Annotated in this window: 25 protein-coding genes; 6 read left to right on the top strand and 19 right to left on the bottom strand. The window is 64.2% G+C overall.

Annotated features, from left to right (window positions below):
• Positions 1-100 precede the first annotated feature (100 nt).
• Positions 101-1,171, top strand: coding sequence for a GTP 3',8-cyclase MoaA (gene moaA / locus ACZ2GY_RS05760; RefSeq protein WP_277359470.1), 1,071 nt, complete (start codon positions 101-103; stop codon positions 1,169-1,171).
• A gap of 1 nt (position 1,172) precedes the next feature.
• Positions 1,173-1,424 carry a MoaD/ThiS family protein gene (locus tag ACZ2GY_RS05755; RefSeq protein ID WP_346028878.1) on the top strand — a complete coding sequence of 84 codons (252 nt, stop codon included), beginning with the start codon at positions 1,173-1,175 and terminating at the stop codon, positions 1,422-1,424.
• A gap of 21 nt (positions 1,425-1,445) precedes the next feature.
• On the opposite strand, the gene ACZ2GY_RS05750 is transcribed toward ACZ2GY_RS05755, so the two are convergent.
• The 4 genes from ACZ2GY_RS05750 to ACZ2GY_RS05735 form a co-directional block, all read right to left on the bottom strand.
• Positions 1,446-2,813: a M16 family metallopeptidase gene (locus ACZ2GY_RS05750; protein ID WP_471673251.1), complete on the bottom strand. Its 1,368-nt coding sequence runs from the start codon at positions 2,811-2,813 to the stop codon at positions 1,446-1,448.
• Between the two features lie 103 nt (positions 2,814-2,916).
• On the bottom strand, positions 2,917-5,190 hold the full coding sequence (locus ACZ2GY_RS05745) for a polyribonucleotide nucleotidyltransferase (RefSeq protein WP_277359474.1): 2,274 nt from the start codon (positions 5,188-5,190) through the stop codon (positions 2,917-2,919).
• A 355-nt stretch (positions 5,191-5,545) separates the two neighbouring features.
• Positions 5,546-5,815: a 30S ribosomal protein S15 gene (gene rpsO, locus ACZ2GY_RS05740; protein ID WP_056548475.1), complete on the bottom strand. Its 270-nt coding sequence runs from the start codon at positions 5,813-5,815 to the stop codon at positions 5,546-5,548.
• Between the two features lie 115 nt (positions 5,816-5,930).
• Entirely contained in the window at positions 5,931-6,923 is a 993-nt protein-coding gene (locus ACZ2GY_RS05735) for a bifunctional riboflavin kinase/FAD synthetase (protein WP_056548476.1), read from the bottom strand.
• A 313-nt stretch (positions 6,924-7,236) separates the two neighbouring features.
• On the opposite strand from ACZ2GY_RS05735, the gene ACZ2GY_RS05730 reads away from it, so the two are divergent.
• Positions 7,237-9,090 (top strand): hypothetical protein, encoded by a 1,854-nt coding sequence (locus ACZ2GY_RS05730; protein ID WP_471673250.1) that lies wholly within the window; start codon positions 7,237-7,239, stop codon positions 9,088-9,090.
• Here ACZ2GY_RS05730 and ACZ2GY_RS05725 read toward each other — a convergent pair.
• From ACZ2GY_RS05725 to truB, 4 genes are all read right to left on the bottom strand, one after another.
• Complete coding sequence (locus tag ACZ2GY_RS05725) at positions 9,087-9,698, bottom strand: DUF4345 domain-containing protein (RefSeq protein WP_471673249.1); 612 nt, start codon at positions 9,696-9,698, stop codon at positions 9,087-9,089. The two genes, ACZ2GY_RS05730 and ACZ2GY_RS05725, sit on opposite strands and share 4 nt — an antisense overlap.
• An 87-nt stretch (positions 9,699-9,785) precedes the next feature.
• Entirely contained in the window at positions 9,786-10,214 is a 429-nt protein-coding gene (locus ACZ2GY_RS05720; protein WP_277359866.1) for a hypothetical protein, read from the bottom strand.
• Positions 10,211-10,585 (bottom strand): hypothetical protein, encoded by a 375-nt coding sequence (locus ACZ2GY_RS05715; RefSeq protein WP_277359865.1) that lies wholly within the window; start codon positions 10,583-10,585, stop codon positions 10,211-10,213. The genes ACZ2GY_RS05720 and ACZ2GY_RS05715 overlap by 4 nt, the downstream gene beginning before the upstream one ends.
• Positions 10,585-11,445, bottom strand: a complete 861-nt coding sequence (gene truB, locus ACZ2GY_RS05710) for a tRNA pseudouridine(55) synthase TruB (protein ID WP_471673556.1) — start codon at positions 11,443-11,445, stop codon at positions 10,585-10,587. Before truB ends, ACZ2GY_RS05715 begins: the two co-directional genes overlap by 1 nt.
• A gap of 135 nt (positions 11,446-11,580) precedes the next feature.
• Here truB and ACZ2GY_RS05705 point away from each other — a divergent pair, with 135 nt between their 5' ends.
• Positions 11,581-12,717 carry a pyridoxal phosphate-dependent aminotransferase gene (locus tag ACZ2GY_RS05705; RefSeq protein ID WP_471673248.1) on the top strand — a complete coding sequence of 379 codons (1,137 nt, stop codon included), beginning with the start codon at positions 11,581-11,583 and terminating at the stop codon, positions 12,715-12,717.
• A gap of 19 nt (positions 12,718-12,736) precedes the next feature.
• Here ACZ2GY_RS05705 and rbfA read toward each other — a convergent pair whose 3' ends face one another.
• The 5 genes from rbfA to rimP all read right to left on the bottom strand — a co-directional run bounded on the left by rbfA (position 12,737) and on the right by rimP (position 18,373).
• Positions 12,737-13,183 carry a 30S ribosome-binding factor RbfA gene (gene rbfA, locus ACZ2GY_RS05700; protein WP_471673247.1) on the bottom strand — a complete coding sequence of 149 codons (447 nt, stop codon included), beginning with the start codon at positions 13,181-13,183 and terminating at the stop codon, positions 12,737-12,739.
• A gap of 117 nt (positions 13,184-13,300) precedes the next feature.
• The gene (infB, locus tag ACZ2GY_RS05695; RefSeq protein ID WP_471673246.1) at positions 13,301-16,195 is read right to left on the bottom strand and encodes a translation initiation factor IF-2; all 2,895 of its coding nucleotides are present in this window, start codon (positions 16,193-16,195) and stop codon (positions 13,301-13,303) included.
• Positions 16,196-16,400: 205 nt separating this feature from the next.
• Positions 16,401-16,679, bottom strand: a complete 279-nt coding sequence (locus tag ACZ2GY_RS05690) for a YlxR family protein (RefSeq protein WP_277359212.1) — start codon at positions 16,677-16,679, stop codon at positions 16,401-16,403.
• Between the two features lie 74 nt (positions 16,680-16,753).
• Positions 16,754-17,725 (bottom strand): transcription termination factor NusA, encoded by a 972-nt coding sequence (gene nusA / locus ACZ2GY_RS05685; protein WP_277359211.1) that lies wholly within the window; start codon positions 17,723-17,725, stop codon positions 16,754-16,756.
• A 30-nt stretch (positions 17,726-17,755) separates the two neighbouring features.
• Positions 17,756-18,373 (bottom strand): ribosome maturation factor RimP, encoded by a 618-nt coding sequence (gene rimP, locus ACZ2GY_RS05680; RefSeq protein ID WP_277359210.1) that lies wholly within the window; start codon positions 18,371-18,373, stop codon positions 17,756-17,758.
• A 104-nt stretch (positions 18,374-18,477) separates the two neighbouring features.
• On the opposite strand from rimP, the gene ACZ2GY_RS05675 reads away from it, so the two are divergent.
• Complete coding sequence (locus ACZ2GY_RS05675; RefSeq protein ID WP_471673245.1) at positions 18,478-19,560, top strand: DUF4439 domain-containing protein; 1,083 nt, start codon at positions 18,478-18,480, stop codon at positions 19,558-19,560.
• A gap of 9 nt (positions 19,561-19,569) precedes the next feature.
• Complete coding sequence (locus tag ACZ2GY_RS05670; protein ID WP_471673244.1) at positions 19,570-20,574, top strand: aminoglycoside phosphotransferase family protein; 1,005 nt, start codon at positions 19,570-19,572, stop codon at positions 20,572-20,574.
• Between the two features lie 6 nt (positions 20,575-20,580).
• Here the strand turns inward: ACZ2GY_RS05670 and ACZ2GY_RS05665 are convergent, their stop codons facing one another.
• The 6 genes from ACZ2GY_RS05665 to ACZ2GY_RS05640 form a co-directional block, all read right to left on the bottom strand.
• Positions 20,581-21,375, bottom strand: a complete 795-nt coding sequence (locus ACZ2GY_RS05665; protein ID WP_277359207.1) for a sulfite exporter TauE/SafE family protein — start codon at positions 21,373-21,375, stop codon at positions 20,581-20,583.
• Positions 21,376-21,384: 9 nt separating this feature from the next.
• Positions 21,385-23,184, bottom strand: a complete 1,800-nt coding sequence (locus tag ACZ2GY_RS05660; protein ID WP_471673243.1) for a proline--tRNA ligase — start codon at positions 23,182-23,184, stop codon at positions 21,385-21,387.
• Between the two features lie 110 nt (positions 23,185-23,294).
• On the bottom strand, positions 23,295-24,086 hold the full coding sequence (locus ACZ2GY_RS05655) for a hypothetical protein (protein ID WP_471673242.1): 792 nt from the start codon (positions 24,084-24,086) through the stop codon (positions 23,295-23,297).
• Positions 24,087-24,130: 44 nt separating this feature from the next.
• Positions 24,131-25,024 (bottom strand): GNAT family N-acetyltransferase, encoded by an 894-nt coding sequence (locus ACZ2GY_RS05650; RefSeq protein ID WP_346028869.1) that lies wholly within the window; start codon positions 25,022-25,024, stop codon positions 24,131-24,133.
• Complete coding sequence (gene ispG, locus ACZ2GY_RS05645; RefSeq protein WP_056548510.1) at positions 24,978-26,144, bottom strand: flavodoxin-dependent (E)-4-hydroxy-3-methylbut-2-enyl-diphosphate synthase; 1,167 nt, start codon at positions 26,142-26,144, stop codon at positions 24,978-24,980. The genes ACZ2GY_RS05650 and ispG overlap by 47 nt, the downstream gene beginning before the upstream one ends.
• A 66-nt stretch (positions 26,145-26,210) precedes the next feature.
• The gene (locus tag ACZ2GY_RS05640; protein ID WP_277359203.1) at positions 26,211-26,507 is read right to left on the bottom strand and encodes a YciI family protein; all 297 of its coding nucleotides are present in this window, start codon (positions 26,505-26,507) and stop codon (positions 26,211-26,213) included.
• Positions 26,508-26,524 lie beyond the last annotated feature (17 nt).

The raw sequence follows: 26,524 nt of genomic DNA, 5'->3' as shown, positions 1-26,524 counted from the left end.
CACTGCCGCAGCTAACAGCCTAGCCGCGCGGGAGTGCAGGATGCGCCCGGAATGTGGACCGCTGATGGAGGCACCAAGGCGAAGGGCGTAACCTCGGACTATGGGAATCCCACTCGGCACACCGCGCATCGGCGCTCCGGCACCTGCTGACGGGCTGCTCGACTCCTACGGCCGCCGGGCCACGGACATGCGGCTCTCACTGACGGACAAGTGCAACCTTCGCTGTACCTACTGCATGCCCGCTGAAGGGCTGCAATGGCTGCAAAAAGACCAGGTGCTCTCCCGCGAAGAGATTGTGCGCCTTGTAGGAATCGGCGTCAATCGCCTGGGAATACGCGAGTTGCGTCTGACGGGAGGCGAGCCGCTGGTAAGGGCTGACCTGCTCGACATCATCGCGGAAATCCGGGCAAGCCACCCGGACCTGCCCATATCGCTCACCACCAACGCACTGGGCCTGGACAAAAAGGCGCAGCGGCTCAAGGATGCAGGCCTGACCCGCATCAACGTTTCAATGGACTCGCTCCACCCCGACACCTTCGCGCAGTTGACGCGTCGACCCTTCCTGGACCGGGTACTCCGGGGCATCGAAGCGGCTGCAGCGGTTGGGCTTGGCCTCGTGAAGATCAACGCAGTGCTGATGCGCGGCATCAATGACCATGAGGCGCCGGATCTGCTGGAGTGGGCAGTGTCCCGCGGCTTCGAGCTGCGGTTTATCGAGCAAATGCCCCTCGATGCCGATCACGGGTGGACCCGCGAGGGAATGATCACTGCAGCAGAAGTCCGTGAGCGGCTCAGCGAACGGTTCGTCCTCACTCCCGACCCACGAAACCGTGACGGCGCCCCCGCTGAACGGTGGGAGGTCCGCCGGGCGGAGGAGCCCAGCATCGTCGTTGGTACCGTAGGCGTCATCGCCTCCGTCACGGAGCCGTTCTGCGCGGATTGCCGGCGTACCCGCGTCACTGCCGAGGGCAAGATCATGAGCTGCCTTTTCTCCCACGAGGAGACTGACCTGAGGGACCTGCTCCGGTCAGACGCCGACGACGCCGCCATTGCCCTGCGCTGGCAGGAGGCTATGTGGGCCAAGCCCAAGGCGCACGGCATGGACCATACGGGACTCGGGGCTGCGGATTTCGTGCAGCCGGACCGTTCCATGAGCGCGATCGGCGGCTGAGATGCTGGTGAGATACTTCGGCGCGGCACAGGCTGCCGCCGGCGTCCCTGAAGAGCGCCTTGAACTGGACGGCGCTTCCCTGGAGGAGGCGCTCGGAGAAATACGTTCGCTGCATCCCGCTGGCGAACCATCCATGGCCCGCGTACTCGATCGAAGCAGCTTCCTGCTCAACGAAGTGGCGCTACGCGACCGCAACGCGCCCATCCGGCGCAGCGATGTGCTCGACATCCTGCCGCCGTTCGCCGGAGGTTAGGGCGGCAGGATACTGAGCAGGTTACAGTCCCAGCTCGGCTTCGCTGTCGAACGGACCGACAACCGTGATGGTGCGCGGAGCGTCCGCCAGTTGCCGGGCAAGGTCCTGCACCTGCGCGGCAGTAACGGCCCTCACACGCTCAAGAGTCAGATCCAGCCCGAGGAACTCGCCGCTGACCAATTCCGCGCGGCCGAGCCTGGACATCCGGGAACCGCTGTCCTCGAGGGACAGGACCATTCCCCCGGACAACTGCCCCACGGCGCGCCGCAACTCCTCATCACTGACCGGCTCCGACGCCAGACGCTCCAGCTCTGCGCTGAGCAGGCTGATGACCTGGCCGGTCTTGGCCGGGCTGCAACCCGCGTACATCGCGAAGTAACCGGCGTCGGCATACGACGCTGAGAAGGAGTAGGTCGAGTACGCAAGTCCTCGCTTCTCGCGGATCTCCTGGAAGAGCCGGGAGGACATTCCTCCACCGAGCACCGCGTTGAGCACGCTCATCACGAACCGCCGGTCATCAGTGGCAATCAGTGCCGGGCACCCGACCAGGACGTTGGCCTGCTCGACGGCGCGGCGGATAACCTGCACTCCCCCGGATTCTTCGAGGACGGCCGGAACCGGCACGCGCCTCGGCACCGGCGCCGCATCGTCCGCAAGTTCCCACCCGGCCCGTTGCAGGGCTTGAACGACGAGCGCGCAGACAACCTCATGGTCGAGCCCGCCGGCAGCCGTGACCACGAGCTCCTCCGGGCGGTAATAGCGGTGATAGTGCTGCAGCACCGATTCCCGCGCGACCTCCTTGATGGCCTCAGGGGTGCCGCCGATGGGGCGACCGAGCGGATGGGAGCCCAGTACCGCTTCCACGAACTTCTCGTGCGCAACGTCGGATGGATCATCGCTGTCCATGGCGATTTCTTCCAGAATGACGTGCCGTTCCTGCTCGAGTTCCTCAGGGTCGATGACAGCCGAGGTCACCATGTCGGCGATGACGTCGATAGCCATGGGCAGGTCGGTGTCGAGGACCCTGGCGTAGTAGCAGGTGTTCTCCTTCGCAGTCGCTGCGTTGGATTCTCCGCCCACTTCATCGAAGGCCGCCGCGATGTCCAGCGCGGTCCGCCGCTTCGTTCCCTTGAAGAGCAGGTGCTCAAGGAAGTGTGTGGACCCGTGCTCGCCGTCCGCCTCATCCCGGGATCCGACTCCCACCCAAAAACCGATGCTTGCCGATCGCTGGCCCGGCATGGCCTCCGTGAGCACACGCACCCCTCCCGGAAGTACGGAGCGACGGACTACTGCTCCTCCGGAGGTTCCAGCAACGAGCATGGACTTGCTGTCCGGTCCGCTCGGTGTCAATGGCAACAGCACGGGTGTGCCCTGTCCTGTCTCAGTCATTCATTCTCTCCTCAACGCCAGCGGCTCCGCGGCGAACATAAGTTTCGCCGCGGAGCCGCCGGTTTGTACTTTGAGCGTGAGCCCAACAGTTGGTTGTTGGCGCCTAGTTGTTGTCGTCGCCCTCAGCGGAATCCTGTGCGTTTGAATTCGGAGCATTGTCCGAATCCGCTTCGCCGGCTTCCTCTGCAACTACAGGCGAGAGGGAGAGCTTGCCGCGGTCATCGATCTTGGTGATCTCGACCTGGACCTTCTGGCCCACGGAGACGACGTCATCGACGTTATCCACCCGCTTGCCGCCGGCGAGCTTACGCAGCTCCGAGATGTGGAGCAGGCCGTCCTTGCCCGGCGTGAGCGAGACAAACGCACCGAAGGTGGTGGTCTTGACAACCGTGCCCACGTAACGCTCGCCGATTTCGGGGACCTGCGGGTTGGCGATGGCGTTCACAGCTGCCCGCGCCGCCTCGGCGGAGGATCCGTCCGTGGCCCCGATCAGGACCGTGCCGTCATCTTCGATCGAGATGTCCGCGCCGGTATCTTCCTGGATCTGGTTGATCATCTTGCCCTTGGGACCGATGACCTCGCCGATCTTGTCAACAGGGATCTTCACCGAAATGATGCGCGGCGCGAATTCCGACAGTTCATCCGGGGTGTCGATTGCTGCCTCAAGCACACCGAGGATGTGCAGGCGCGCTTCCCGGGCCTGCTTCAGCGCTGCGGCGAGCACCGATGCGGGAATCCCGTCAAGCTTGGTGTCCAACTGGATGGCAGTGACGAATTCCGAGGTACCTGCAACCTTGAAGTCCATATCTCCGAAGGCGTCTTCCGCACCCAGGATGTCGGTCAGCGCAGCGTAGCGGGTCTGTCCGTCAACCTCATCGGATACAAGACCCATGGCGATGCCGGCAACCGGAGCCTTCAGCGGCACACCGGCATTGAGCAGGGACAGCGTCGAAGCGCAGACCGAACCCATCGAGGTGGAGCCGTTGGAGCTGAGGGCCTCGGAAACCTGGCGGATGGCGTAAGGGAACTCCTCCCGGCTCGGAAGCACTGGAACGAGCGCACGCTCGGCAAGTGCACCGTGGCCGATCTCGCGGCGCTTCGGGGAACCGACGCGGCCGGTCTCACCGGTGGAGTACGGCGGGAAGTTGTAGTTGTGCATGTAGCGCTTGCGCGTAACCGGCGACAGCGAGTCGATCTGCTGTTCCATCTTGAGCATGTTCAGCGTAGTGACACCCATGATCTGGGTCTCGCCACGCTCGAAGATAGCCGATCCGTGCACGCGGGGAAGGACCTCGACCTCGGCGGTGAGCTTGCGGATGTCACTCAGGCCGCGGCCGTCGATGCGGACCTGGTCGCGGAGAATACGCTGGCGGACAACCTTCTTGGTGACCGAGTTGAAGGCACCCGCGATTTCCTTCTCGCGGCCTTCGAACTGACCGGAGAGGGATTCGATGGTTTCCGTGCGGTAGGCGTTGGCGGTCTCTTCGCGCTCCTGCTTGTCAGCAATCGTGAAGATCTCCGCCAGGCGTGAACCGGCAGCACCCTCAACGGCAGCGAAGACGTCGTCCTGGTAATCCTTGAACACGGGGAATTCAACGGTCGGCTTTGCCGCCCGGCCTGCGAGGTCAGCCTGAGCTTCGCACAATGCGCGGATGAAGGGCTTTGCAGCCTCGAGGCCGTCAGCGACAACCTCCTCGGTAGGTGCGGTAGCGCCGTCGTCCTTGATGAGCGACCAGGAGTTGTCGGTAGCTTCGGCCTCGACCATCATGATGGCAACGTCGTCACCGACGACACGTCCGGCTACGACCATGTCGAAGACGGAGTTCTGGAGCTCGGAGTGCTTCGGGAAGGCGATCCACTGGTCTTCGCCGGAGCCATCGGACACGAGCGCAACGCGTACGCCGCCGATCGGCCCGGAGAACGGCAGACCCGAAAGCTGCGTGGACATTGACGCAGCGTTGATCGCGACGACGTCATAGCGGACGTCCGGGTTGATGGCCAGCACCGTAACGACGATCTGGACCTCGTTGCGCAGACCCTTGACGAAAGCGGGACGCAGCGGACGGTCCATCAGGCGGCAGGCGAGGATGGCTTCGGTGGACGGGCGGCCTTCACGGCGGAAGAACGAGCCCGGGATGCGGCCGGCCGCGTACATACGCTCCTCGACGTCCACGGTCAGCGGGAAGAAATCAAAGCCCTCACGCGGAGATTTTCCGGCGGTAGTGGCGGAGAGGAGCGCGGTGTCCTCGTCGATGTAAACCATGGCAGCGCCTGCGGCCTGCTGGGCGACGCGCCCGGTTTCGAAGCGAACAGTGCGCTGGCCGAACCGCCCGTTGTCAATGACGGCTTCGGCGAACTGGATTTCGGGACCCTCCAAGAGAGTCACCTCCGTTTCTTTGGTGGCGGAGGCAGGCGGCGTTTTGCTGATCAACGCCGTTAGGACGGGTTGTGGCACCCGGTCTTCGATCGAGGTCCACGGGAAATCCATCACACGATGGTTTCCCGGAGACCACTACCGAGGACCGCGAATGCCTGCGTGTCCGCCTGGCTCCTGGTTATGAACTTCGTACTTCTTTGCATCCGCGCTGCGAATGCGGCCTTCAAGGGCACCGAGAGGAACCCATAAAGATTGAAGGCGGCCCCTTCCCGAAGGAAGGCGCCGCCTCACAGTCTAACGCTTCGCACCTTCCCCGAACTCGCTTCGCTCGCCCGGGGACCCCGCGTTTGCTTGCTTAGCGGCGCAGGCCGAGGCGCTCGATGAGCGTACGGTAGCGCGTGATGTCGGTGTCGCGCAGGTAATCCAGCAGACGACGACGGCGACCCACCAGCAGCAGCAGGCCACGACGGGTGTGGTGGTCATGCTTGTGCATCTTGAGGTGTTCGGTCAGGTCGAGAATGCGGCGGGAAAGCATTGCAATCTGCACCTCGGGCGAACCGGTGTCGCCCTCGGAAGTTGCGTACTGCTTGATGATTTCCTGCTTCAGAGCGGCGTCAAGTGCCACAAATAACTCCTATGAGTTGTACCGTGAACAAAGTAGATGCCGGTTCCCCTCGCAAGCGAGCGGAACTCCGGCGGTGGCCCAGCAACCACGGACTGCAGCAGGACCGCAGTCAACTTTACCCGTACGTGCGCTGTTCTGTCGAAAGCACAGTGCGGGTCTGGTTGACGTCCAGCCGCATCTGCTCGATCAACGCTTCCGGCCCGCGGTAGGCAACCATTCCGCGAAGTCTTCGGACAAATTCCACGATGACCGTCTGCCCGTACAGGTCGAAGACGTCAACTTCCTCCTGGGGTCTGTCGATGACGTGAGCCTCGACCTGTCTGCTGACTCCCTCGAACGTCGGGTTGGACCCAACGGAGATCGCGGCGGGCCAGCGGACCTGGCTGCTGTCAATGAGCCAGCCGGCGTAAATTCCGTCTGCGGGGATGAAACCGGTTGAGTCCGGCGACAGGTTTGCCGTCGGAAACCCAAGCGCCCGCCCGCGCGCCGCGCCGTGAACTACAACGCCGCGCATGCGGTGCGGCCGGCCCAGGATGCGGGCGGCAGTGGTGACATCGCCGTCGACCAAAGCCTCACGCACCCAGGTCGAGGAACAGCGTCGTTCCCCGGCTGCCGCCGTCGTGCTCTGCAGGCTGGAGCCGTAGTCATCGATGACAATCACGTCAAAACCCAGTTGCCCGCCGAGTGTCCGCATGGTGGAGAGGTCACCGGAATTGCCGCGTCCGAACCGCACGTCATGACCAATGACGACCGCTTTCGCCCGCAGTCCGTCTACCAGGACGGATTGGACGAACTCCTCCGGGGTGAGTGCGGCAAGCTCGAGGGTGTAGTGCATCATCAGCAGGCCGTCGATGCCGGTGTCGGCAAGGGTTTCCACCCTGTCCTGCAGGCCCATAATGAGTTCCGGAGCACTTTCCGGGCGGTGCACCTGCGCGGGATGCGGCTCAAAGGAGATGACGACGGCGGCTGCATCGCGTTCCCGGGCGGCGGCAACAAGCTGCCCCAGCACGCTCTGGTGGCCTCGGTGCACGCCGTCGAAGTTTCCGATGGTGATAACTGCGGGACCGAAACCTTCCGGCACGTCGGCCAGGTCTCTCCAGTAGAACACGCATCTCCCTTTAGCGGTTGGACGGGCAGCAGGAGCCCTTCGTCGTTCCTCTCATTATGGCCGATGGTTGCGGGCGGTCTCGACGTCGCGCCAGTGGAACTGTCACTGTTCCTCCACATCGCCGTCCGATCAGGCCACTTGCGCACATAGCCGGCTCAGTCCCGTTCAGTGTTGTTTGGAAGGACCAGTGTTGGTTCCTGTGCGCTGCTCTGCCGGCTTCGGCGCCGCCCTGAAACCTGCGATCTGGAGGACATCCGTGCAACTTTTCTCATCTCTTTTCCTGCGTTTGCGCTTGCTGCCGGCGGGTGGTCTCGTGCTACTCATCGCGGTGCTCCTCCTGGTTCCGCAGGTCCCGCCGTCGCAGGCCGCTCCGGCCGGATCAGACTGGTCCCGGGCTGCCGGCATACACGCGGCCGAGCATTTCGTAGGCCAATACAGGGATGCCGGCGGCCAGGTGGCCTACTGCACCGACTTCGAACGGCTGTCCCCGGAAAACTCCGGCGGCTACGGTGACGGCAAATCAGGTGGCTTTGTGCGCAGCGACGGCAGTGCGCTAAGTACGGCGGAGAATGCGGCGCTGTCCTACCTGCTGCACCGGTGGGGCGCTACGGCCGATGATGCCACGGCGGCCTCTGTTCAGTTGGCTGTCTGGGCGCTTACCTCACCCGGGATGTCCTGGGATTCCCCGGGCATGAACGACATCCTCAGGGCCGAACAACTGCCGGCTGATGTAGTGGAACGTGCCCGCTCCATGACCAGGACGGCGTTCAACGAAGCTGGTCCTTACGCAGTCCATATCGATCTTGACGCTACGGACGCAGGAACCGTCTCCGCGGTGATCGAGGTGCTAGGAGCCAATGGGCAACCGGCCGCCGGGCTGGGCGCAGCCGCGAAGCTGACTGGACCGTTCGTCCTTGCGGAAACCGCCGCATCGACCTGGACGACCGGAGAAGAGGCACACCGCCTCATGCTTCAGAGGACGGGATTGGGCAGTGGATCCATCACGGTGACCGTCCCACGGACGCCCGCGGCGGGAGTCCAGTGGCTGGCCCCTTCCAGCAGTAAAGTACAGCGGCTGCTGTTCGCCTCAGTGCTGGAACCGCGCGACGCGGCGGCAGCGGTGGCAGACCTCCCCGCCTTCCAGCCTGCCGTAGCAACGAGGACCTCGGCTGCCCGAACACACCCAGGCGCATCCATCCATGATGTGCTCACCGTAGGCAGCGCCCCTCCTGCCGAGGGCAGTTCGGCTGAGCCCGCTCCGTGGCTGTCGGTGCCCGGCAGCGACTCGCCGGTATCCGTGGAGGTGGTCTCCACACTGTGGGGACCACTCGACGCTGAACCCGTCCTGCAGGAAGCCGTACCGGAGGGTACGCCGCGCGTTGGCGAGGTCACCACGCGGGTGGCGGGGCCGGGCACGTACAGCACCGCTGACCTCGTCGTTCCCTCACCCGGGTGGTACGTCTGGACCGAGTCAATTTCCCCTGAGAGCGTGCTCCCGGCGGAGGCGGCCCCCTATGTCCTCGGTTGGCAGGGACAGTTCGGGATCGCGGCTGAGACAACCTTTGTGCCCTGGGCACCGAACATTCGCACGCAGCTGTCGGCGGGCGATGCCTTCCTGGGCGACCAGGTCACCGATGCTGTGGTTGGAGAGGGATTCGGCCCATCTGCACAGGGATCAGGCAGCACGATCACATTGACGATGTATGGCCCGCTCGCAGAATTGCCCTCGCCCACCACCGAGATTCCTGCGGATGCACCGCTGCACTCCCAGACCTTTGTGCCCGCGGTAAACGGGAGCCAGTCCAGTGAACCGTTCGCCGCCTTCACGAAGCCCGGCTGCTATACCGTCGTGGCAACCTACCCCGGCGACGAGCACACAGATCCATTCACCTCCGCGTTTGGGGAGCCGTCTGAAACGGTGTGCGTTCAAGCGCCGGCCCCTACACAATCCCCTGCCCCTGACACGAGGGAGACCCACGGGACTCCGGCCGCTGACGACGGCCCCGCTGCGCAGGCTGCTCCGCCGCACCGCCCCGAGCTGGCTCAGACGGGAGTTCGCGCTGAGGTCACCGCCGGAGCGGCGCTGGTACTGCTCGGAGCGGGCCTTGCCTGCCTGCGCCGGGGACGGGAATCCACGCGTAGGGTCAGTGGCAGCGTCCCATGCTAAGGGCGGGCTGCGTACTCCCTGCGCAGTTCGCTGGTCTTGGCGATGTAGCGGTGCCACACCAGCAGCGCTGCGGGGAATGCCAGCTCGACAACCATGAGAATGATCAACAGAAAGTGCGGAGTCCCGGAGAAGGCCCAGGAAAGGACCCGCCCGATTCCGCCGATGAATACCATGAGGCAAACCAGCCACAGCATGTTTGCCCACTGGAATTTGATCGCGATGGTCACGAAAGCGGCGCCCACGCCGATCATCATCGCGGCGAAGAACCGGAACTGGTTCTCGAGTGTCGGGTTCACCGGACCGTCGCCAGTTTCCGGTAGCCCGGCGGTGCCGGTAATCAGGTAGTAGCCCCCGAAGCCGGCAATAACGAGTCCGACGAGCACTACCACCGTCCGGAAGACGCTCCAGTCACTCCCGGTTTTGTCGGATTTCGTTGAGTCCTTCTTCGAGGTCTTCGCCGTGGTGCCACCTGTCGCGGGTTGTTTTGCAGCGGGCCGGCCCGAAGCGGAGGTCTGGTCCGAGCCGTGTGAGCCCGCTGGGCCCTTTCCCGTATCCGCGGAAGAACTGCGACGCTCCGGCTGCGGGCTGTCAGGGGTGTTGCTGTTCATGGTGTTCCCTCTGTGGTCGACGGTTCGGCCGGGCAAGGCCTGCACAATTCATCTTCTCACCCCGGACGACCCTGTGCCCGGCAGGCCTCAGGTAGCTACCGTGCGGCGGTGGCGATACAGCCACCAAAGGCCCAGCACAGGCAGGATCAAGGGAACAAATCCGTAACCCCTGCCGTATACCGACCACACGGTGTCCGCTGGAAAGAGGACAGGGTCGACGACGCTGAGTGTGCCGATGGTGAGCACCCCCACCAGCTCGATTCCCACGGCAGCGACGGACAGCCGGTACCAGCGCCGTCCCGAGCGGCTCAGGGATACGGTCGCAAAGACATAGACGAGGGCCGCAAACGCCGTCAACGTGTAGGCGAGCGGAGCCTCGGAGAATTTGGTAGCGATCTGGAAGGCCGCGCGCGCTGTGGCCGCCAGGGCGAAAACGCCGTACACGGCGATGAGCAGCCTACCGGGCCCGCGGCTCAACGTCCCCGCAGATCCGGCCGGCTTACTGTGCAGGTTCACGCCGGCACCGCCCCGTCCCATATCTGTTCCATCCGGTACAACATCACGAAGATGGTGAGGCCCACTGCGCCGAGGACCAGATTGCTCCAGCGTGAACGTTCAAGGATTGCCCACCAGAACGCGCCCACTGGAACCAGCAGCGCGGTGAGCAGGTAACCCCAGAACTCCCACAGCTCACCGGTGACAGTCTCCCCGCCTACCTGCCGAACAATCCCGGCCACCGCGTAGACGAGAAGGAACAGTTCCACAGCCGCCACAGTAAGGATGGTCACATCGTTGGGAGGTTGCCTGATCACGGCAGCACCAACGCAGATCAAGGTTGAGATCAGGCACACCACAGTACCGGCGATGAAAAATCCGTCGACGACCATCAGCTGCCGGCCTGTCCCGGCGCGAAGACCAGCGCCGGCTTCGCCTCACTCCCCCGATTCTCGAGGAGCGCGATCAGCGCACCATCAGGGGCAAAGGCAGCAACGGGCCGCTGGTCGCCGGCATCATTCCTGGGCGAACCGCCACAGTCACCACCGGCGCTCGCGCTGATACGCCGTCCGTGGGAAAGGTCCAGCGCCTCGGTGGAACTCAACTCGCGCACAGGAAACAGCGCACGGGCAGCTTCGTCAATGCCGAGAAGCCGGAAGTCCTGGGCGAGTTCCTCCAGCGTGGATGCCTGGGCCAACGTATAAGGGCCCACCTCCATGCGGCGAAGCACTGTCAGGTGGCCTCCCACGCCAAGGGCTGCGCCCAGGTCCCTCGCCAGGGCACGGATGTAGGTTCCGGAACTGCAGCTGACCGTCACATCGAGGTCCTGGACTGCTCCGTCGTTCTCGCGCCGGATATCGGCAATGTCGAAGCTGTGCACGATGACTGGACGCGACGGTAAGACAACCTCCTCGCCCGACCGTACCCGGCTATAGGCGCGTTCGCCGTTGACCTTGATGGCGCTCACGCTGCTGGGAACCTGGCTGATGGAACCGGTCAGCTCCTCGACTGCGGCGCGAATCGCTGAGGCCGGAACCGCCCCGGCGGAAGTTTCAGCTGTCACTTCTCCCTCGGCGTCATCAGTGACAGTCGACTGACCCAGACGGATGGTTGCGGTGTAGGTCTTTGAGGTGCCGACAACATAGGTCAGAAGGCGGGTAGCCCGGTTGATCCCAACCACGAGCACTCCGGTGGCCATCGGATCGAGGGTACCTGCGTGTCCCACTTTGCGGGTGCCGGCAAGCCGCCGCATCCTGCCCACAACGTCATGGCTGGTCCAGCCCTGCGGCTTGTCCACTATCACTAGTCCTGAGTGGACCTGCCCCGAATTCACGCCTCCCAGTATAGGTGTCAGTGGCGAGCCAACCCTCACCGCTACGATGCCCCTATGCCGTCCATTGCAAAGCACATCGAGCAACTCCCCTCAAATCAGATCAGGGAGATCACCCAGGCTGCCTGGGCTACGCCGAACGCAATTGTCCTCAGCATCGGCGAACCGGCGTTTCCGGTTCCACGCCACATCCTGGACGCGGGGATGGCGGCGTTGGATCGCGATGACACCAACTACACCCCGAACGAAGGTATCGCTCCTTTGCGGCGGAGCTTCGCGGAGTGGTTCGGCCGCCGAAACCGCATGGACGTGACACAACACCGGGTCTACGTGACTGCAGGCGCGCAGCAGGGACTGCACCTTGCCATGAGCATGCTGCTTGACGCCGGCGACGAGGTGTTGATTCCCAATCCGGGATACCCGACCTTTGCCATGACCGCGCAATTGGTTCATGCCCGTCCCGTCAGCTACCCGCTTCGTCCTGAGAACGGATTCCAACCTCACATCAGCGACCTCGAGGAGCTTGTAAGTTCGCGTACCCGCCTCCTCGTGCTGAACTCGCCGTCCAACCCGCTGGGAGCCGTCTTCAGCGAGGAACTCACGCGAGATCTGGTGCGCTTCGCGCAACGTCACGACCTCTGGATTCTGTCGGATGAATGCTATGAGGCCTTCACCTACGGCGTTCCCCACGCGAGCCCTGCACGATTTGATGCCACGCGGGTGCTGACTTCGCTCACCCTCTCAAAGACGTTCGGGCTGACAGGTCTGCGCATCGGTGCGCTTGTACTGCCGGAGGGGCTCGGTGCCGAATTCAACGCAGTGATGGAGTCGATTGTGTCCTGTGTCGGTGCGGCCCAGCAGTACGCGGCAATTGCTGCGCTCACGGGTCCCACCGACTACGTGGAAACAGCGGCGCACCACTACCGTTCAAACAGGGATGCAGCGGCGGCAGAGCTGTCTTCGCTCAACATCAAGTACCTCGAAGCGCAGGGGGCCTTTTACCTATGGGCTGATATGTCCCACGCCACCGGCGGAGATGTACGCAGCTGGGTCCGCACGTTCCTCGCGGAGCAGGGGGTCGCCGTCGCGCCCGGAACGGCCTTCGGCTCACAGGGCGAGGGTTGGATCCGGATTGCGCTGTGCACAGACAGGGAAAGCCTGCTCACCGGAGTGAGCAGGCTTCCCAAACGCTGAATCCCGCGGCGGGTGGAGACTAGAGGGAGTCTTCCTGCTCGTCGTCCTCGCTTGGCTTGCGGTAAGGATCGGCGTCGCCGGCGAAGGCGGCCTTCCTCGCGAGTTCGGCCACCTCGGCGTCCCGTTCCTTGGCGGTCCGGAGCAGTTCCTCCAGATGGCTTGCGTTGACCGGGATCTCGTCCGGCACGAACTCCAACGTGGGAGTCAGTCGTGCGGTGATGTTCCGACCCACCTCAGAACGGAGCACGCCCTTGGCCGAATCGAGTGCCTTATGCACTGCTGCCTGCTCTTCGGACTCACCGAACACTGTGTAGTAGATGGTGGCATGCTGCAGATCGTTGGTAACACGGGCGTCAGTAACGGTGACCGCTTCCAGCCGAGGGTCCTTCACCCGGCGGCGAAGGGCCTCCGCAACGATGACCTTGATGCGCTGTGCCAGCCGTGCAGCGCGTGCGGCGTCTGCCATGACTTCTCCTTACTTCCTCCCCCAGGGGAGCTGAAACGGCGATCGAGCGCTCATGCGTCGATCGCCGGTATGGGCTGGATGGGCCCGCTGCGAGCAGCGGACCCACCCGATACGGGCCTAGACCCGAGGCTTCTCACGCATCTCGTAGGTCTCGATGGTGTCGCCTTCCCTGATGTCATTGAACGATCCGAGCCCGATACCACACTCGAAGTCCGTGCGGACCTCGGTGGCGTCGTCCTTGAAGCGGCGAAGCGTGTCAACACTGAGGTTGTCGCCAACCACCACTCCGTCACGGATCAGACGTGCCTTCGTGTTCCTGCGGATAACACCGGAACGGACAATCGAGCCCGCGATGTTGCCGAACTTCGAAGACCGGAAGACCTCCCGGATTTCCGCGGTACCGAGCTGCGCTTCCTCATACTCCGGCTTGAGCATGCCCTTGAGTGCAAGCTCAATGTCATCGATGGCTCCATAGATGACCGAGTAGAAGCGCAGGTCCACGCCTTCGCGCTCAGCGAGGTCAGCCACACGTTCGGCCGGCTTGACGTTGAACCCGATGATGATCGCGTTGTCCACCGTTGCCAGGTTGACGTCGTTCTGCGTGATCGCACCGACACCGCGGTGGATGACGCGCAGTGCGACTCCCTCGCCGACGTCGATCTTGAGCAGCGAGTCCTCGAGCGCCTCCACGGCACCGGAGACATCGCCCTTGAGGATGAGGTTGAGAGTGTCAACCTTGCCCTCGGCCACGGCCTGGTCGAAGTCTTCCAGGCTGACGCGCTTGCGGCGCTTGGCCAGGGCCGCGTTGCGATCTGCTGCCTCGCGCTTCTCGGCGATCTGGCGGCCCGTGCGCTCGTCCGGGGTGACGAGGAACGTATCGCCGGCACGGGGAACCGTGGACAGACCCAGTACCTGGACCGGACGGGACGGGCCCGCCTCGGTGACGTTGTCGCCGTTCTCGTTGAACATTGCGCGGACACGGCCGTGCGCGATGCCCGCGACAATGGTGTCTCCGACAACCAGCGTTCCGGACTGGACCAGCACGGTAGCAACCGCACCGCGGCCCTTGTCGAGGTTTGCCTCGATCGCGATACCGCGGGCGTCCTTGTTCGGGTTTGCGCGCATGTCAAGTGCGGCATCGGCGGTCAGCAGAACCGCTTCGAGCAGTTCGTCGATTCCCTCGCCGCGCAGCGCCGAGACGTGCACGAACATGGTGTCGCCGCCATACTCTTCGGGGACCAGTCCGTACTCGGTGAGCTGGCCCTTGACCTTGTCCGGGTTGGCGCCCTCCTTGTCGATCTTGTTCACCGCCACGACAACCGGCACGCCGGCCGCCTGGGCGTGGTTCAACGCCTCGACGGTCTGCGGCATGACGCCGTCATCCGCTGCCACAACAAGCACAGCGATGTCGGTAACCTTCGCGCCACGGGCACGCATGGCGGTGAACGCCTCGTGACCCGGGGTGTCAATGAAGGTGATGGGACGGTTGTCGCCCTCGTGCTCATGGTCGATCTGGTACGCACCGATGTGCTGGGTGATGCCGCCGTGTTCGCCGGCCACGACGTTCGACTTGCGGATCGCATCCAGCAGACGGGTTTTACCGTGGTCGACGTGGCCCATAACGGTCACTACGGGGGGACGTGCTTCAAGCTGCTCGTCACCCTCGGCCGCAAGTTCAGCATCCAGGTTGATGTCGAAGTTGTCGAGCAGCTCGCGCTCCTCGTCTTCCGGCGACACAACCTGGATCTTGTAGCCGAGCTCGCCGCCCAGTACCTCGAAGGTCGCTTCGTCCAGGGACTGGGTTGCTGTGGCCATCTCACCGAGGTGGAACAGAACGGTAACCAGTGCTGCGGCGTTCGCATCAATCTTCTCGGCGAAGTCGGTGATCGACGATCCGCGACGCAGCCGGACAACAGTGTTGCCGTCGCCGCGGGGAACGCTGACGCCGCCCAACGATGGAGCTGACATCTGCTCAAGCTCTTGCCGCTTTGCCCGCTTCGACTTGCGCTGCTTGCCGCGGCCGGCTCCACCCTTGCCGAAAGCACCGGCAGTGCCGCCGCGACCGCGGCCGCCCTTGCCGAAACCGCCACCGGCGGGCGCTCCACCACCGGCACCGGGGGCTCCCCCGGGGCCGCGCCGAGGTCCAGCGCCTGCACCGGCAGCTCCACCACGACCGGGCGCAGCCGGACGCTCGGTACGGTTGGGCATCATGCCCGGAGTCGGTCGGGCTCCACCGGCACCACCGGGGCGCGGAGCGCCGGGGCGAGGCGCACCCGGACGCGGCGCTCCGGGTCGCGGACCACCTGCACCAGCGGCAGGACGTGGGCCGCCTGCACCCGCGGCAGGACGGGGGCTGCGCTCATCGTCGCGGCGCCCTCCCGGACGGGGCATGCCCTGGGATGGCGCGAACGGGTTGTTGCCCGGACGCGGACCACCGGCGCGGTCGCCTTCTCCGCGGCCGGACCGCGGCATACCCTGCGATGTCGCGAAGGGGTTGTTGCCGGGGCGCGGCCCACCGGAGCGGTCGTTGCCTGGGCGGGCTGCTCCCGGACGGGCAGAGGTTGGCCGTGCGGCTGCGGGCTTTGGCCCCGGCTTGCTGTCGGTGCCGGAGTCGCTGCTGGGAGCAGCATCCGTGCCCGCGCCTTGAGGGGTCTTCGTCTCTGCTGCGGGAGTCTCCGGCGCCTTGAATGCGGGCGCTGCCGGAGCCTGCTCCTGCGGAGCAGCGGGGGCCGGCGCTGCCGGCTTTTCCGGGGCAGGTGCCGGGGCTGCCGGAGCAGGACCTGGCGTTGCCGCCTTGGGGGTGGGCTGCGACCCACGTGCCGGTGCCGACGCCGGTGCCTTGGCTGCCGCCGGGGCGTCCGGGAAAGCGCCGCGAAGTTTCTTCACGACGGGCGCTTCAATGGTTGAGGATGCCGACCGGACGAATTCGCCCAGTTCCTGCAGCTTTGCTACTGCATCCTTCGAAGTAATTCCGAGCTCTTTGGCGAGCTCGTGTACGCGGACCTTGGCCACATTTCTCCTGTCTCGGTCCGCACCGAGTCAGGAGCGAACCGTCTAATTCCTACTGCAGACCCCAGCCGCCGGGGCAGCTGACGCGCTGATTGCAGAGCTCAACAGATTGTTCATCGTTGGGCACTCATCGCTGGGTACTCATCGGGTTTCCATCAGTTTTCTGACCCGCTTTCAGGGAGGACGGTGTACGTGCGGGGAACCTCCATCAGGAGGTGCCCCGGAGTGTGTGCAGCCACTGCTCAACACTCTGCGAATCAACGACACCACGAAAGGCGCGGTTGAACGCTTTGCGTTTGAGCGCAAGCTCCACACAGGACGGTCGGGGATGCAACCAGGCACCCCTGCCCGCTAGCTGACGGCGGTGATCCACCTCGGCGACAGTGACGCCGCTGCGGCTGACCGCTGACCATCGAACCAGATTGGCTTGGTCATCACGACTTCGGCAACCGATACAGGTTCGTACCGGTTGATGACGTAACGACATAAGCCCTATCCATTCTAGCGCCAAGCATCTCGATATGACGCATCGGCGGGTTTATTGAGGCGAGCCCCGGTGCTTCACGCGCCGGCGGCGTCCGAGGCGATGTCGATCCGCCATCCGGTCAGCTTCGCGGCGAGCCGCGCGTTCTGGCCTTCCTTGCCGATGGCGAGTGACAGCTGGTAGTCCGGCACAACCACCCGGGCGCTGCGGGTTTTTTCATCAGTGATGGTCACCGATGAAACCCGCGACGGCGAGAGTGAGCTGGCAATGAAGGTGGCTGGATCGTCGCTGTAGTCAACAATGTCGATCTTTTCGTCGTTGAGCTCGTTCATCACGGCGCGGACGCGTGATCCCATCTCTCCGATACAGGCGCCCTTGGCGTTCACTCCGGGAACATGTGCCTTCACAGCGATCTTGGTGCGGTGGCCGGCTTCCCTTGCCAACGCGACGATTTCCACGCTCTTGTCGGCGATCTCCGGTACCTCGAGCTCGAACAGCTTCCGGACGAGACCGGGGTGCGACCGCGAGAGCGTGATGGACGGACCCTTCATCCCGCGGTGGACGTCAATGACGAAAGCGCGCAAACGGGTACCGTGCAGGTATTTTTCACCGGGTACCTGCTCGGGCGGCGGAAGCAATGCCTCAACTGAGCCCAGGTTCACCTGGATCATGTGGGGGTTGTTGCCCTGCTGGATAAGGCCGGCCACGAGCTCGCCTTCCTTACCGCGGAATTCGCCGAGGATGTTGTCATCCTCCGCATCGCGCAGCCGCTGCAGGATGATCTGACGAGCTGTGCTCGCCGCGATCCGTCCGAAACCGGTCGGTGTGTCGTCGAACTCCCCCACGGCCACGCCGTCGTCGTCGACCTCGGTAGCCCAGATGGTGACGTGGCCCGTCCGCCGGTCCAGCTCCGCCCGGGCAATCTCCTGCGCACCTGTGGTCTTGTGGTAGGCAACAAGGAGTGCCTGCTCGATCGTGGGGATCAGCAGTTCAAGGGGGATCTCGCGTTCCCGTTCCAGTAGCCGCAGAGCGCTCATATCTATGTCCATTGGGGCCTCCTCAGCAACCAGCGGTGGTAATCAGTCATTGTTGCCGCCGGATTCCTCGGCATCAGCGTGGGCGAATTCAACCTGGACGGTCCCCTTGCGGATTTTGTCGTAGGGAATTGCCCGATCTTCCCCGAACTTCGGTTTGGTGCCCTTCTTGACCGTCATCAGCGGCTTTAGCGACACCGACGTCTCATCAGCATCAATCAAGCGGCCTTCCAGCACCTCGCCATCGACAAGTCTCACATCAACCAACCTGCCGATATTCCTTCGCCAGTGACGTGGCTGGGTCAACGGCCTGGAAACTCCGGGTGAGGAAACCTCCAGATTGTAGGGGCGTCCATCATCCCCCGGATCATTATCGAGAGCATTGGAGACGCTCTGGGACACCTCGGAGACAGTGTCAAGACTCACGCCGTCGACGCCGTCATCCGGCAGATCCACCACCACATGGAGGGTACGGTGGCTGCCGACGATGCGGACTTCAACGTCTTCGAGGAGAAGCTTGTGCCGTTCCACTGTGGGGCGCAGGAACTCCCGCAGCCGTTCGGCCTCAGCCGCCGCATCGAGGTGCGCAGGGGCCGGATTCCGGCGGGGTATGGAAGTGTCTTGCCTTGCAGCAGTGTTCTGCTTGCCGGATTTACCCGCCATTGCCGCCTCCCGCTCGATGATCTTGTAGCTACTACCCTAACGACTTTATGACAGGTCGGTGAATGGCACACGGAACGGTCGTCCGCATGGCATGATGATCGGTTGTGACGCACTCGAAGGCCCGTTCCGCCTCCACCGGCAGCGGCTTCAAGGCAGCAGTGTGGCGTGTTGTCCGCACGGTGATACTGCTGTTGATCCTCCTTCTCGTGGCTTCGATCGGGCTCGTCATCGGCAGAGGGTCCCCGGAGCCTGAGCCGAGTGCCTCCGAACTGGCCCTCAGCGAGGGAACGCAAGCGGCGCAGACCCTCGCGGAAGCCGCCGCCTTTCTCGAAGATGCCGCTCCTCCGGCCGGACCTGATTACGCGGCGCTGGCCGGGATGCTCCGGTTGCACGCGATCGCCCTGCGCCCTGGAGCCAGCTCCCCCGAGCCCACCCCTTCCGCTTTCCCGGCGGCACCACCATCCGCACCTGCATCGCCGTCCGCATCGCCGGATACTCCAACGCCGGCAGACCTTCTGAGCGGCCTCAGGAACTCCTACACCGGTGCCTTTGAAGCAGCAGCGGTGGTTGACGCCGGGCCGGCACGGGTGCTGGCATCGGCTGCGACAGCCCAGTGGCTCCGAAGCCGCACGCTTGCAGCGAGCCTGGGCGAGGAGCCGCCTGCGATTCCTGTTCCGGAGATACAGTACGACGACGACGCCCCCACCTGCCCCCCGGAGACAGCGCTCACGGCCGTCAGTGGTCTGGCCGGTGTCCGGACAGCCGTACTCGCCGAACAGCGCGCAGCCTACGCCTATGAAGTGGTTGCGGCCCGTTCCGGTGATTCCGCACAGCTTCTGCAACGGATGGCGCAGCACGAAGCCGCGGCGGCCGTGGGTTCGGCCGTTTTGACCCGGCACTGCGTCGCGGAGCCCCTACCGGCAGCGGCCTATGCGCTGAACAAAGTGTTCCTGGTTGATCCCGAGCCTGCCTTGCGGGATTTGGAGGAATCGCTGGTCGGTACCTACGCGGACCTGGTGGGCGTGAGCGGCCCCGGACCGGTGCGTGACTGGGCATTACGGCAGCTGGTCGGTACCGCGCAGTATTCCGTCGAATCTGCGGACAGCGTGCCCGCCGGCGGAGAACCCGAGGCATTTCCCGGTATCAACCCGGGCCAGTACCCGCAGCTGTCCGGGCCGGGCAGCTAGTCTTAGCGGGTGGACGCACGCAATATCGAGCTCCCACGCACCCTTATGCGCAAGGTGCTGAACCTGCCGGGTGGCAGGGCGTGGGTGGAAGCCTGGGCTGACATCGCAAACCGCTACCTCGAGACATGGGATTTGGTTCTTGAGCTGGAACCGGGAGCTGAGCCATGGAGCGGTCACTGCGCCGTCGTGCTTCCGGTTGTCCGCGCCGGCGGCCGGCCAGCCGTCCTCAAGATCACCGTCCCGCATGCGGAGGCAGTTCCGGAGCCGGACGCGCTAGCACTGTGGGAGGGACGCGGCGCCGTCGGACTCCTGGACAGTGCGCCGGAAGATTTCGTCCTGCTGCTTGAGCGGCTGGACGGGGACTCATCCCTGGCTGATTTGCCGCTGGCCGAGACCACCGACATCTGGGGATCGATCATGCGCCGGCTCTCGATTCCTCCGGCTGGTGCGGCCGGTTCCGATCCCCGCTGGTTCTCCCTTCCCTCTGTTGCCGACCAGGCAGAACAGTGGACAGATACGCTGCCGCTTGAATGGGAGGCCCTCGGGCGCCCCTTTGACCGTTGGCTGCTGGAGTACGCACTCGAGGTGTGCCAGCTGCACGGCGCAGTTGGCCGACGCCGGAATCACGATGTGCTGGTTCACTCCGACCTGCACTACCTGAACATCCTGCCGGTCCTTGGAGATCCCCGGCAGTTTCTGGCGATCGATCCGAAACCGCTCCTGGGCGATGCGGAGTTCGCGGTGGCGCCGATGCTCTGGAACCGGATCAGTGAGCTCTCTGCGGTTGACCCTGCCAGCCATCTGCGTGATCGCTGCACGGATCTGGCACTCGCTGCGGATCTGGATCCGATGCTGGCCCGCGACTGGTCGGTGGTCCGGGAGGTTGATAACGCGCTGGACTACCTGAGGGAAGGCAGATCGGACGACGCGGACCGCTCACTCTGGGTGGCGAGCAACCTGCTGCGCAAACCGCTGGAGAACCTGCCGCCGGCGGCCCGGCTGACGGCGCCCTGAACGGCGTCAGCGGATATTCTCCACCCAGACGTCGTAACCGAGCTTCACGATAAGCGCACCGACCACGGCCAGGAACACCACCCGGATGAAGGTGCTGCCGCGTGTGATGGCCATCCGGGATCCCAGGTAGCCGCCCACCATGTTGGCGCCGCCAAGGATCAGTCCGAGCCCCCACAGCAGAGATCCGTTGGGCAGGAAGAAAACCAGGGCGCCGAAATTGGTTGCCATGTTCACAATCTTCGCCTTGGCGCTGGCACCGAGGAAGCTGTACCCGAGCAGCGTGACCATCGCGATGATCAGGAATGAACCCGTGCCGGGCCCAATCAGGCCGTCGTAGAAACCGATGACCAGACCGATCGCCCCGGCCGTCCCGTAGTGCCGGTGGCCCGTATACCGGAGTTTGGTCAGGGTACCGACGGTAGGCCGGAACGCGGTGAAGATCGCGACGGCGACGAGGGCGACGATGATGATCGGCTTGAACACGGAAGCCGGAAGGAACGCCGCCAGCATCGCGCCGCCGAAACTGCCCACGAGCGCAACCAGCGCCATCGGTACCGCCGTCCGGAGATCCGGTCTCGCACGACGAAAGTAGGTGATGGCACTTGTTGTGGTCCCGAAGATGGAGCCCATCTTGTTCGTGGCCAGCGCCTGCACCGGCGTGATGCCGGGAACCATCAGCAGCGCGGGAAGCTGGAGCAGGCCGCCCCCGCCAACGACGGCGTCGACCCACCCCGCGGCAAAGCCGGCTACCACGACAAGCACGATCGTAGAGAGCTGGATCTCCTCCAGCCCGGACATCATCGACGCGCCTCAGGCGCTGATCAGCGCATGCAGATGATCGACGACGTCGGCAACAGCGACGTTCTCGCTTGTGCCCGAACGGCGGTCCTTGACCTCGATGTGGCCTTCGGCCAGCCCGCGTCCGACGACGACGATGGTCGGAATACCGATCAGCTCGGCATCGCCGAACTTCACCCCGGGCGAGACCTTCGGGCGGTCATCGAACATGACACTCAGTCCCCTGGCCTCAAGCTCCCCGGCAAGCTGCTCTGCCGCGGCAAATACCTCGTCACCCTTGCCTGTTGCTACTAGATGAACGTCAGCCGGTGCCACGTTCCGCGGCCAGATGATGCCCTTGTCGTCACGGTTGGATTCCACCAGTGCGGCCACCGCTCGTGTGACTCCGACGCCGTAGGAACCCATGGTGACCGTGGTCAGCTTGCCGTTCTGGTCCAGAACCTTGAGGTGCAGTGCCTCGGCATACTTTCGCCCGAGCTGGAAGATGTGGCCCATTTCGATGCCGCGCTGGGTACGGAGCGGACCGGAGCCGTCAGGAGCTTCATCACCAACACGCACTTCGACGGATTCGATCACCCCGTCCCAGGTGAAGTCCCGGCCGGCAACGAGCCCGAAGACGTGCTTCCCGCGGACGTTGGCGCCGGTCACCCAGGTGGTCCCGGACACGATGCGCGGGTCAACCAGGAACGTCAGGCCGGTGGAGCCCTTCGACCCAAGTACTGCCGCGTCAAGGCTCAGGCCGGGCCCTATGTAGCCCTTGACGAGGCCCGGGTGCTTCTTGAGGTCCTCATCAGTTGCAGCCTCCACAGTTACCTCTCCGCTGACGGACAGGTGGAGACCGATGTTGGCTTCGATCCGCTTGAGGTCCACGCTGCGGTCACCGGGAACACCAATCACCACCAGCTGGCGCCCACCGGTAGGCAGGACCACGGCCAGCACCACGTTCTTCAGCGTGTCTGCGGCCGACCAGGGACGATCCTGCCGAGGCAGCGCGGCGTTGGCGTGATCAACCAGCGTTTCGATCGTCGGAGTGTCCGGGGTATCCCGAACTTCCGCCGGCTGCGCGTCCGCGTAATCCAGCTCGGAGGGCGCCACTGTGGTGACGGCCTCGACGTTCGCCGCGTAACCGCCGTCGGACACTACAAAAGTGTCCTCGCCGATTGCGGAAGGGTGCAGGAACTCCTCACTCCGGGAGCCTCCCATGGCGCCGGCTGTCGCGGCGACCGGGATGACATCGAGTCCCAGCCGGGAGAAAATGCGCAGGTACGCTTCCCGGTGCAGCTCATAGCTGCGTTCCAGACCGGCGTCGTCGATGTCGAACGAGTAGGAGTCTTTCATGATGAATTCACGGCCGCGCAGGAGCCCTGCCCGCGGCCGGGCCTCATCACGGTATTTCGTCTGGATCTGGTAGAGGCTGAGCGGGAGGTCCTTGTAGGAGTTGTACAGGTCCTTCACCAGCAGGGTGAACATTTCCTCATGCGTAGGCGCCAAAAGGTAGTCCGCGTCCTTGCGGTCCTTCAGGCGGAAGATCCCTTCGCCGTACTCGGTCCAGCGGTTGGTTGCCTCGTAAGGCTCCTTCGGCAGGAGCGCAGGGAAGTGAACCTCCTGCGCACCAATCGCGTCCATCTCCTCGCGAATGATGGACTCCACCCTGGCGAGCACCTTCAGGCCCAGCGGAAGCCAACTGTAGATTCCGGGAGCGGCGCGGCGGATGTAGCCTGCGCGCAGGAGCAGGCGATGACTTGCCACCTCAGCTTCGGCGGGATCTTCGCGCAGCGTGCGCAGGAAAAGAGTGGAGAGTCGAAGGACCACGCTTGGAATCCGTTTCTTTGGCACTTTTCTGCCGCGGTTCTAGGATCAGGGCGGCAGCAACAACACCTACCAATCTAACCGGTCCGGCGGGTTGCCGGTGACAGGCAGTCTCAGCGCGCGCGGAGCTCAGCCGCCACGAGATCCGTGAGGCGTTCAGCGCGCGCCGCATCGGCTGCCGGATCGGGAGAGCCGCCCACCAAAACGTCAACGACGGTGCTGCCCACAACGGCACGCACCGTAATGGATTCCTGGATGGTTCCGGGAACCCGCGCGGTGGTGCGCAGGGCAAGGTCCTCATCCGCGGCAGTATCAACGTCAACCTCGGAGACGGTGGTTCTGATCTCCTGGTTGGACACCTCCATGGTGAACTCTGAGCAGGCGTCCAACTGGTCCCTGCCGGCGCGTAGCTGCGTGCGGGCTGCTTCCTCCGAGGCGAGGCCGGAGAGACTCACGGTGTCCGGCTGCAGCGAGGACTCCCCCGCGAAGGTCATCGCTGCGCGGCTGGCTTCAGCGGAAAGGCCCTCCGTACTGGATTCCGCGTACACGTTGCACTCCTCGGGAGTGACCACGATGTCCTCTGCCCCGCGGGCTCCCTCCTCCTCAAGGGCACGCAGCTCCACGTCAGCGATGATCTGCGCATTAAGGGACTCCGCCTCGCTGACTGCCGCCAGCACCGCCTCGAGCTGTTCGGCGCTCAGTCGGGACCCGCTGCCCGGTGCGGAAGAAGGGGTTGCCGTTGGACTGGATGTGGCCGGGGCCGGTGTCCCTGAAGCCGGAGCGGCTGTTTGCGCCGCGGTTTGGGATGGCTGTTCCGGCGTCTGTCCGCGCGGCGGATCCGCGGTGCAGGCCGTCAACGCGAGAACCAGCGTTAATCCGCCGGCAAGACGAACCACACGCCTCATGGTTGACCTTTCAGGACGGCGGGAAGGAGCGGCGGCGAAACGGTTCAGAAGAGCACCGTCGCAAACTCACCCGTCCGGGTAAACCCGACGGTCCGGTACAGCGCCAGGGCACGTGTGTTGAATGAATTGACGTAGAGACTGACAACGGGTGCAAGCTTGAGCGCCTCGTTCACCACCGCCGACATATAGCCTGCACCCAGCCCCTGCCCGCGGTAAGCGGGATTGATCCAGACACCCTGGACCTGGGCAGTAGTGGCCGAAACCGTTCCCAGTTCCGCCTTGAAGATCACCTGGCCGGCGTCGTCGAAATCCACCAGCGAGTGCCGCCTTCGAATCAGGTTGGCCACTCGCCGCCGGTAGTGCTCCTCGCCGCCGACATACGGGGAGTAGCCCACTTCCTCCTCAAACATGGCAGCGCATGCGGGCAGGATCTTTTCCAACTCAGACGGTTTGGTATGCCGGAGGGTGGAGGTGGGCGGCACCGGCGACGGCTCCCGGATCTCCAACAGCGGTTGCTCGGACCGGACGTCGAACGGCTCCGCGCTGAAGGAACTCAACGTGGACCAAATGCCCATCACGGAAGCCGCGGGACCAAAAATGGAGGAAAAGCGGCGGCCGCTCTCGCCGAGGAGGGTTCCCAGGGCGGCGGCATCGCTACCCGCCATCCCCACAGGAACAAGGTTGACCCCGGTCCAGCATGCGGAGACCATGCGTGAATCGTGGAACGCGCCGATCACTTCACCGCCCGACGACGAAGGTGCCGCCGTTCCTGCTGCCTCCAGATGCGCAGCCATGAAGACATTGGCCGTGCTGTCTGTGTTCACCAGCTGCCAGAGATCACAGGTGTCTTTCCCGCCCAGGGTACGGAATGCAACTCCGCCCGGGGTGTGCTTACCGGACGGAAACCACGGGGCTACCCGAGCCAGCAGTTTCGCCATCGGTTTCGCCCATCTCTTCTGCAATCCTCATTGCTTCTTCAATGAGTGTCTCAACAATCTGGTCCTCAGGAACAGTCTTAATGACCTCTCCCTTGACGAAAATCTGCCCCTTCCCGTTTCCGGAGGCAACGCCGAGGTCAGCTTCACGTGCTTCGCCGGGACCGTTCACCACGCAACCCATGACCGCGACCCGCAACGGGACCTCCATGCCCTCGAGCCCGGCGGTCACCTGCTCGGCGAGGGTATACACGTCCACCTGGGCGCGGCCGCAGGACGGACAGGAGACTATATCCAGCTTGCGCGGGCGCAGGTTCAGCGACTGCAGAATCTGGTTCCCGACTTTGATTTCTTCCACGGGAGGCGCTGAGAGCGAGACCCGGATGGTGTCCCCGATTCCCTTGGCGAGTAGTGCCCCGAACGCAGTGGCCGACTTGATGGTGCCCTGGAAGGCCGGGCCGGCTTCAGTCACACCCAGGTGCAAGGGCCAGTCGCCCCGCTCAGCGAGCAGCTCATAGGCGCGCACCATCACCACTGGGTCATTGTGCTTGACGGAAATCTTGAAGTCGTGGAAATCGTGTTCCTCGAACAGGGAGGCTTCCCAGACGGCCGATTCAACGAGCGCCTCAGGAGTTGCCTTGCCGTACTTCTGAAGCAGGCGCGGGTCGAGGGAGCCGGCATTGACGCCGATTCGGATGGACGTCCCTGCAGCCTTCGCGGCGGCGGCGATTTCCTTGACCTGGTCATCGAACTTCCGGATATTGCCGGGGTTGACCCGGACAGCAGCACAGCCCGCATCGATGGCTGCAAACACGTACTTCGGCTGGAAGTGGATGTCCGCGATAACCGGTATCTGCGACTTCCTGGCGATGATGGGCAGCGCTTCGGCGTCATCTGCGGAGGGGCAGGCCACCCGGACGATGTCGCAGCCTGAAGCCGTCAGCTCGGCGATCTGCTGCAGGGTGGCGTTGATGTCCGTGGTGGGCGTGGTGGTCATTGACTGCACGCTGATAGGCGAGTCCGAGCCCACCCCTACGGAACCCACCTTGATCTGGCGGGTCTTGCGCCGCGGTGCCAGTGTTGGCGGCGGAGCGGCAGGCATTCCGAGGTTGACCGAGGTCAAAATGTCCTCCAGGGCTAGATTCTTGGCTGGATGTGGATGGATACGTTTCTGATCGCTACCGATCAGTCAGCGATCCGCATGTTCGGCGAGAACGCCAATCACTGGATTCCACTGCGTTGTCTTGACCGCGGAGATGACGCCTGCAGCGGCAAAAGGATCCTGCTTCAGCAGCTCATTGAGCTGCGCTTCACCGTCCGCGACGAAAAGCAGCAGCGCTCCCGCATTGTCCACGAAAGGGCCGGATGCAAGGACGTTTCCCTGGCTGACCAGCTGGTTCAGCCACTCCCGGTGTGCGGGACGGTACTCATCCCGACTGGCTGCGGATTCAGCGCCATACACGTACTCGACTGCGAAAACACTCATGGCTCCACCCTACGTGA

The sequence above is a fragment of the Arthrobacter sp. KKT183 genome (assembly GCF_055657625.1).
Note: the sequence above shows the minus strand (reverse complement) of the source record. Positions and strands in the feature narration are given on the sequence as shown.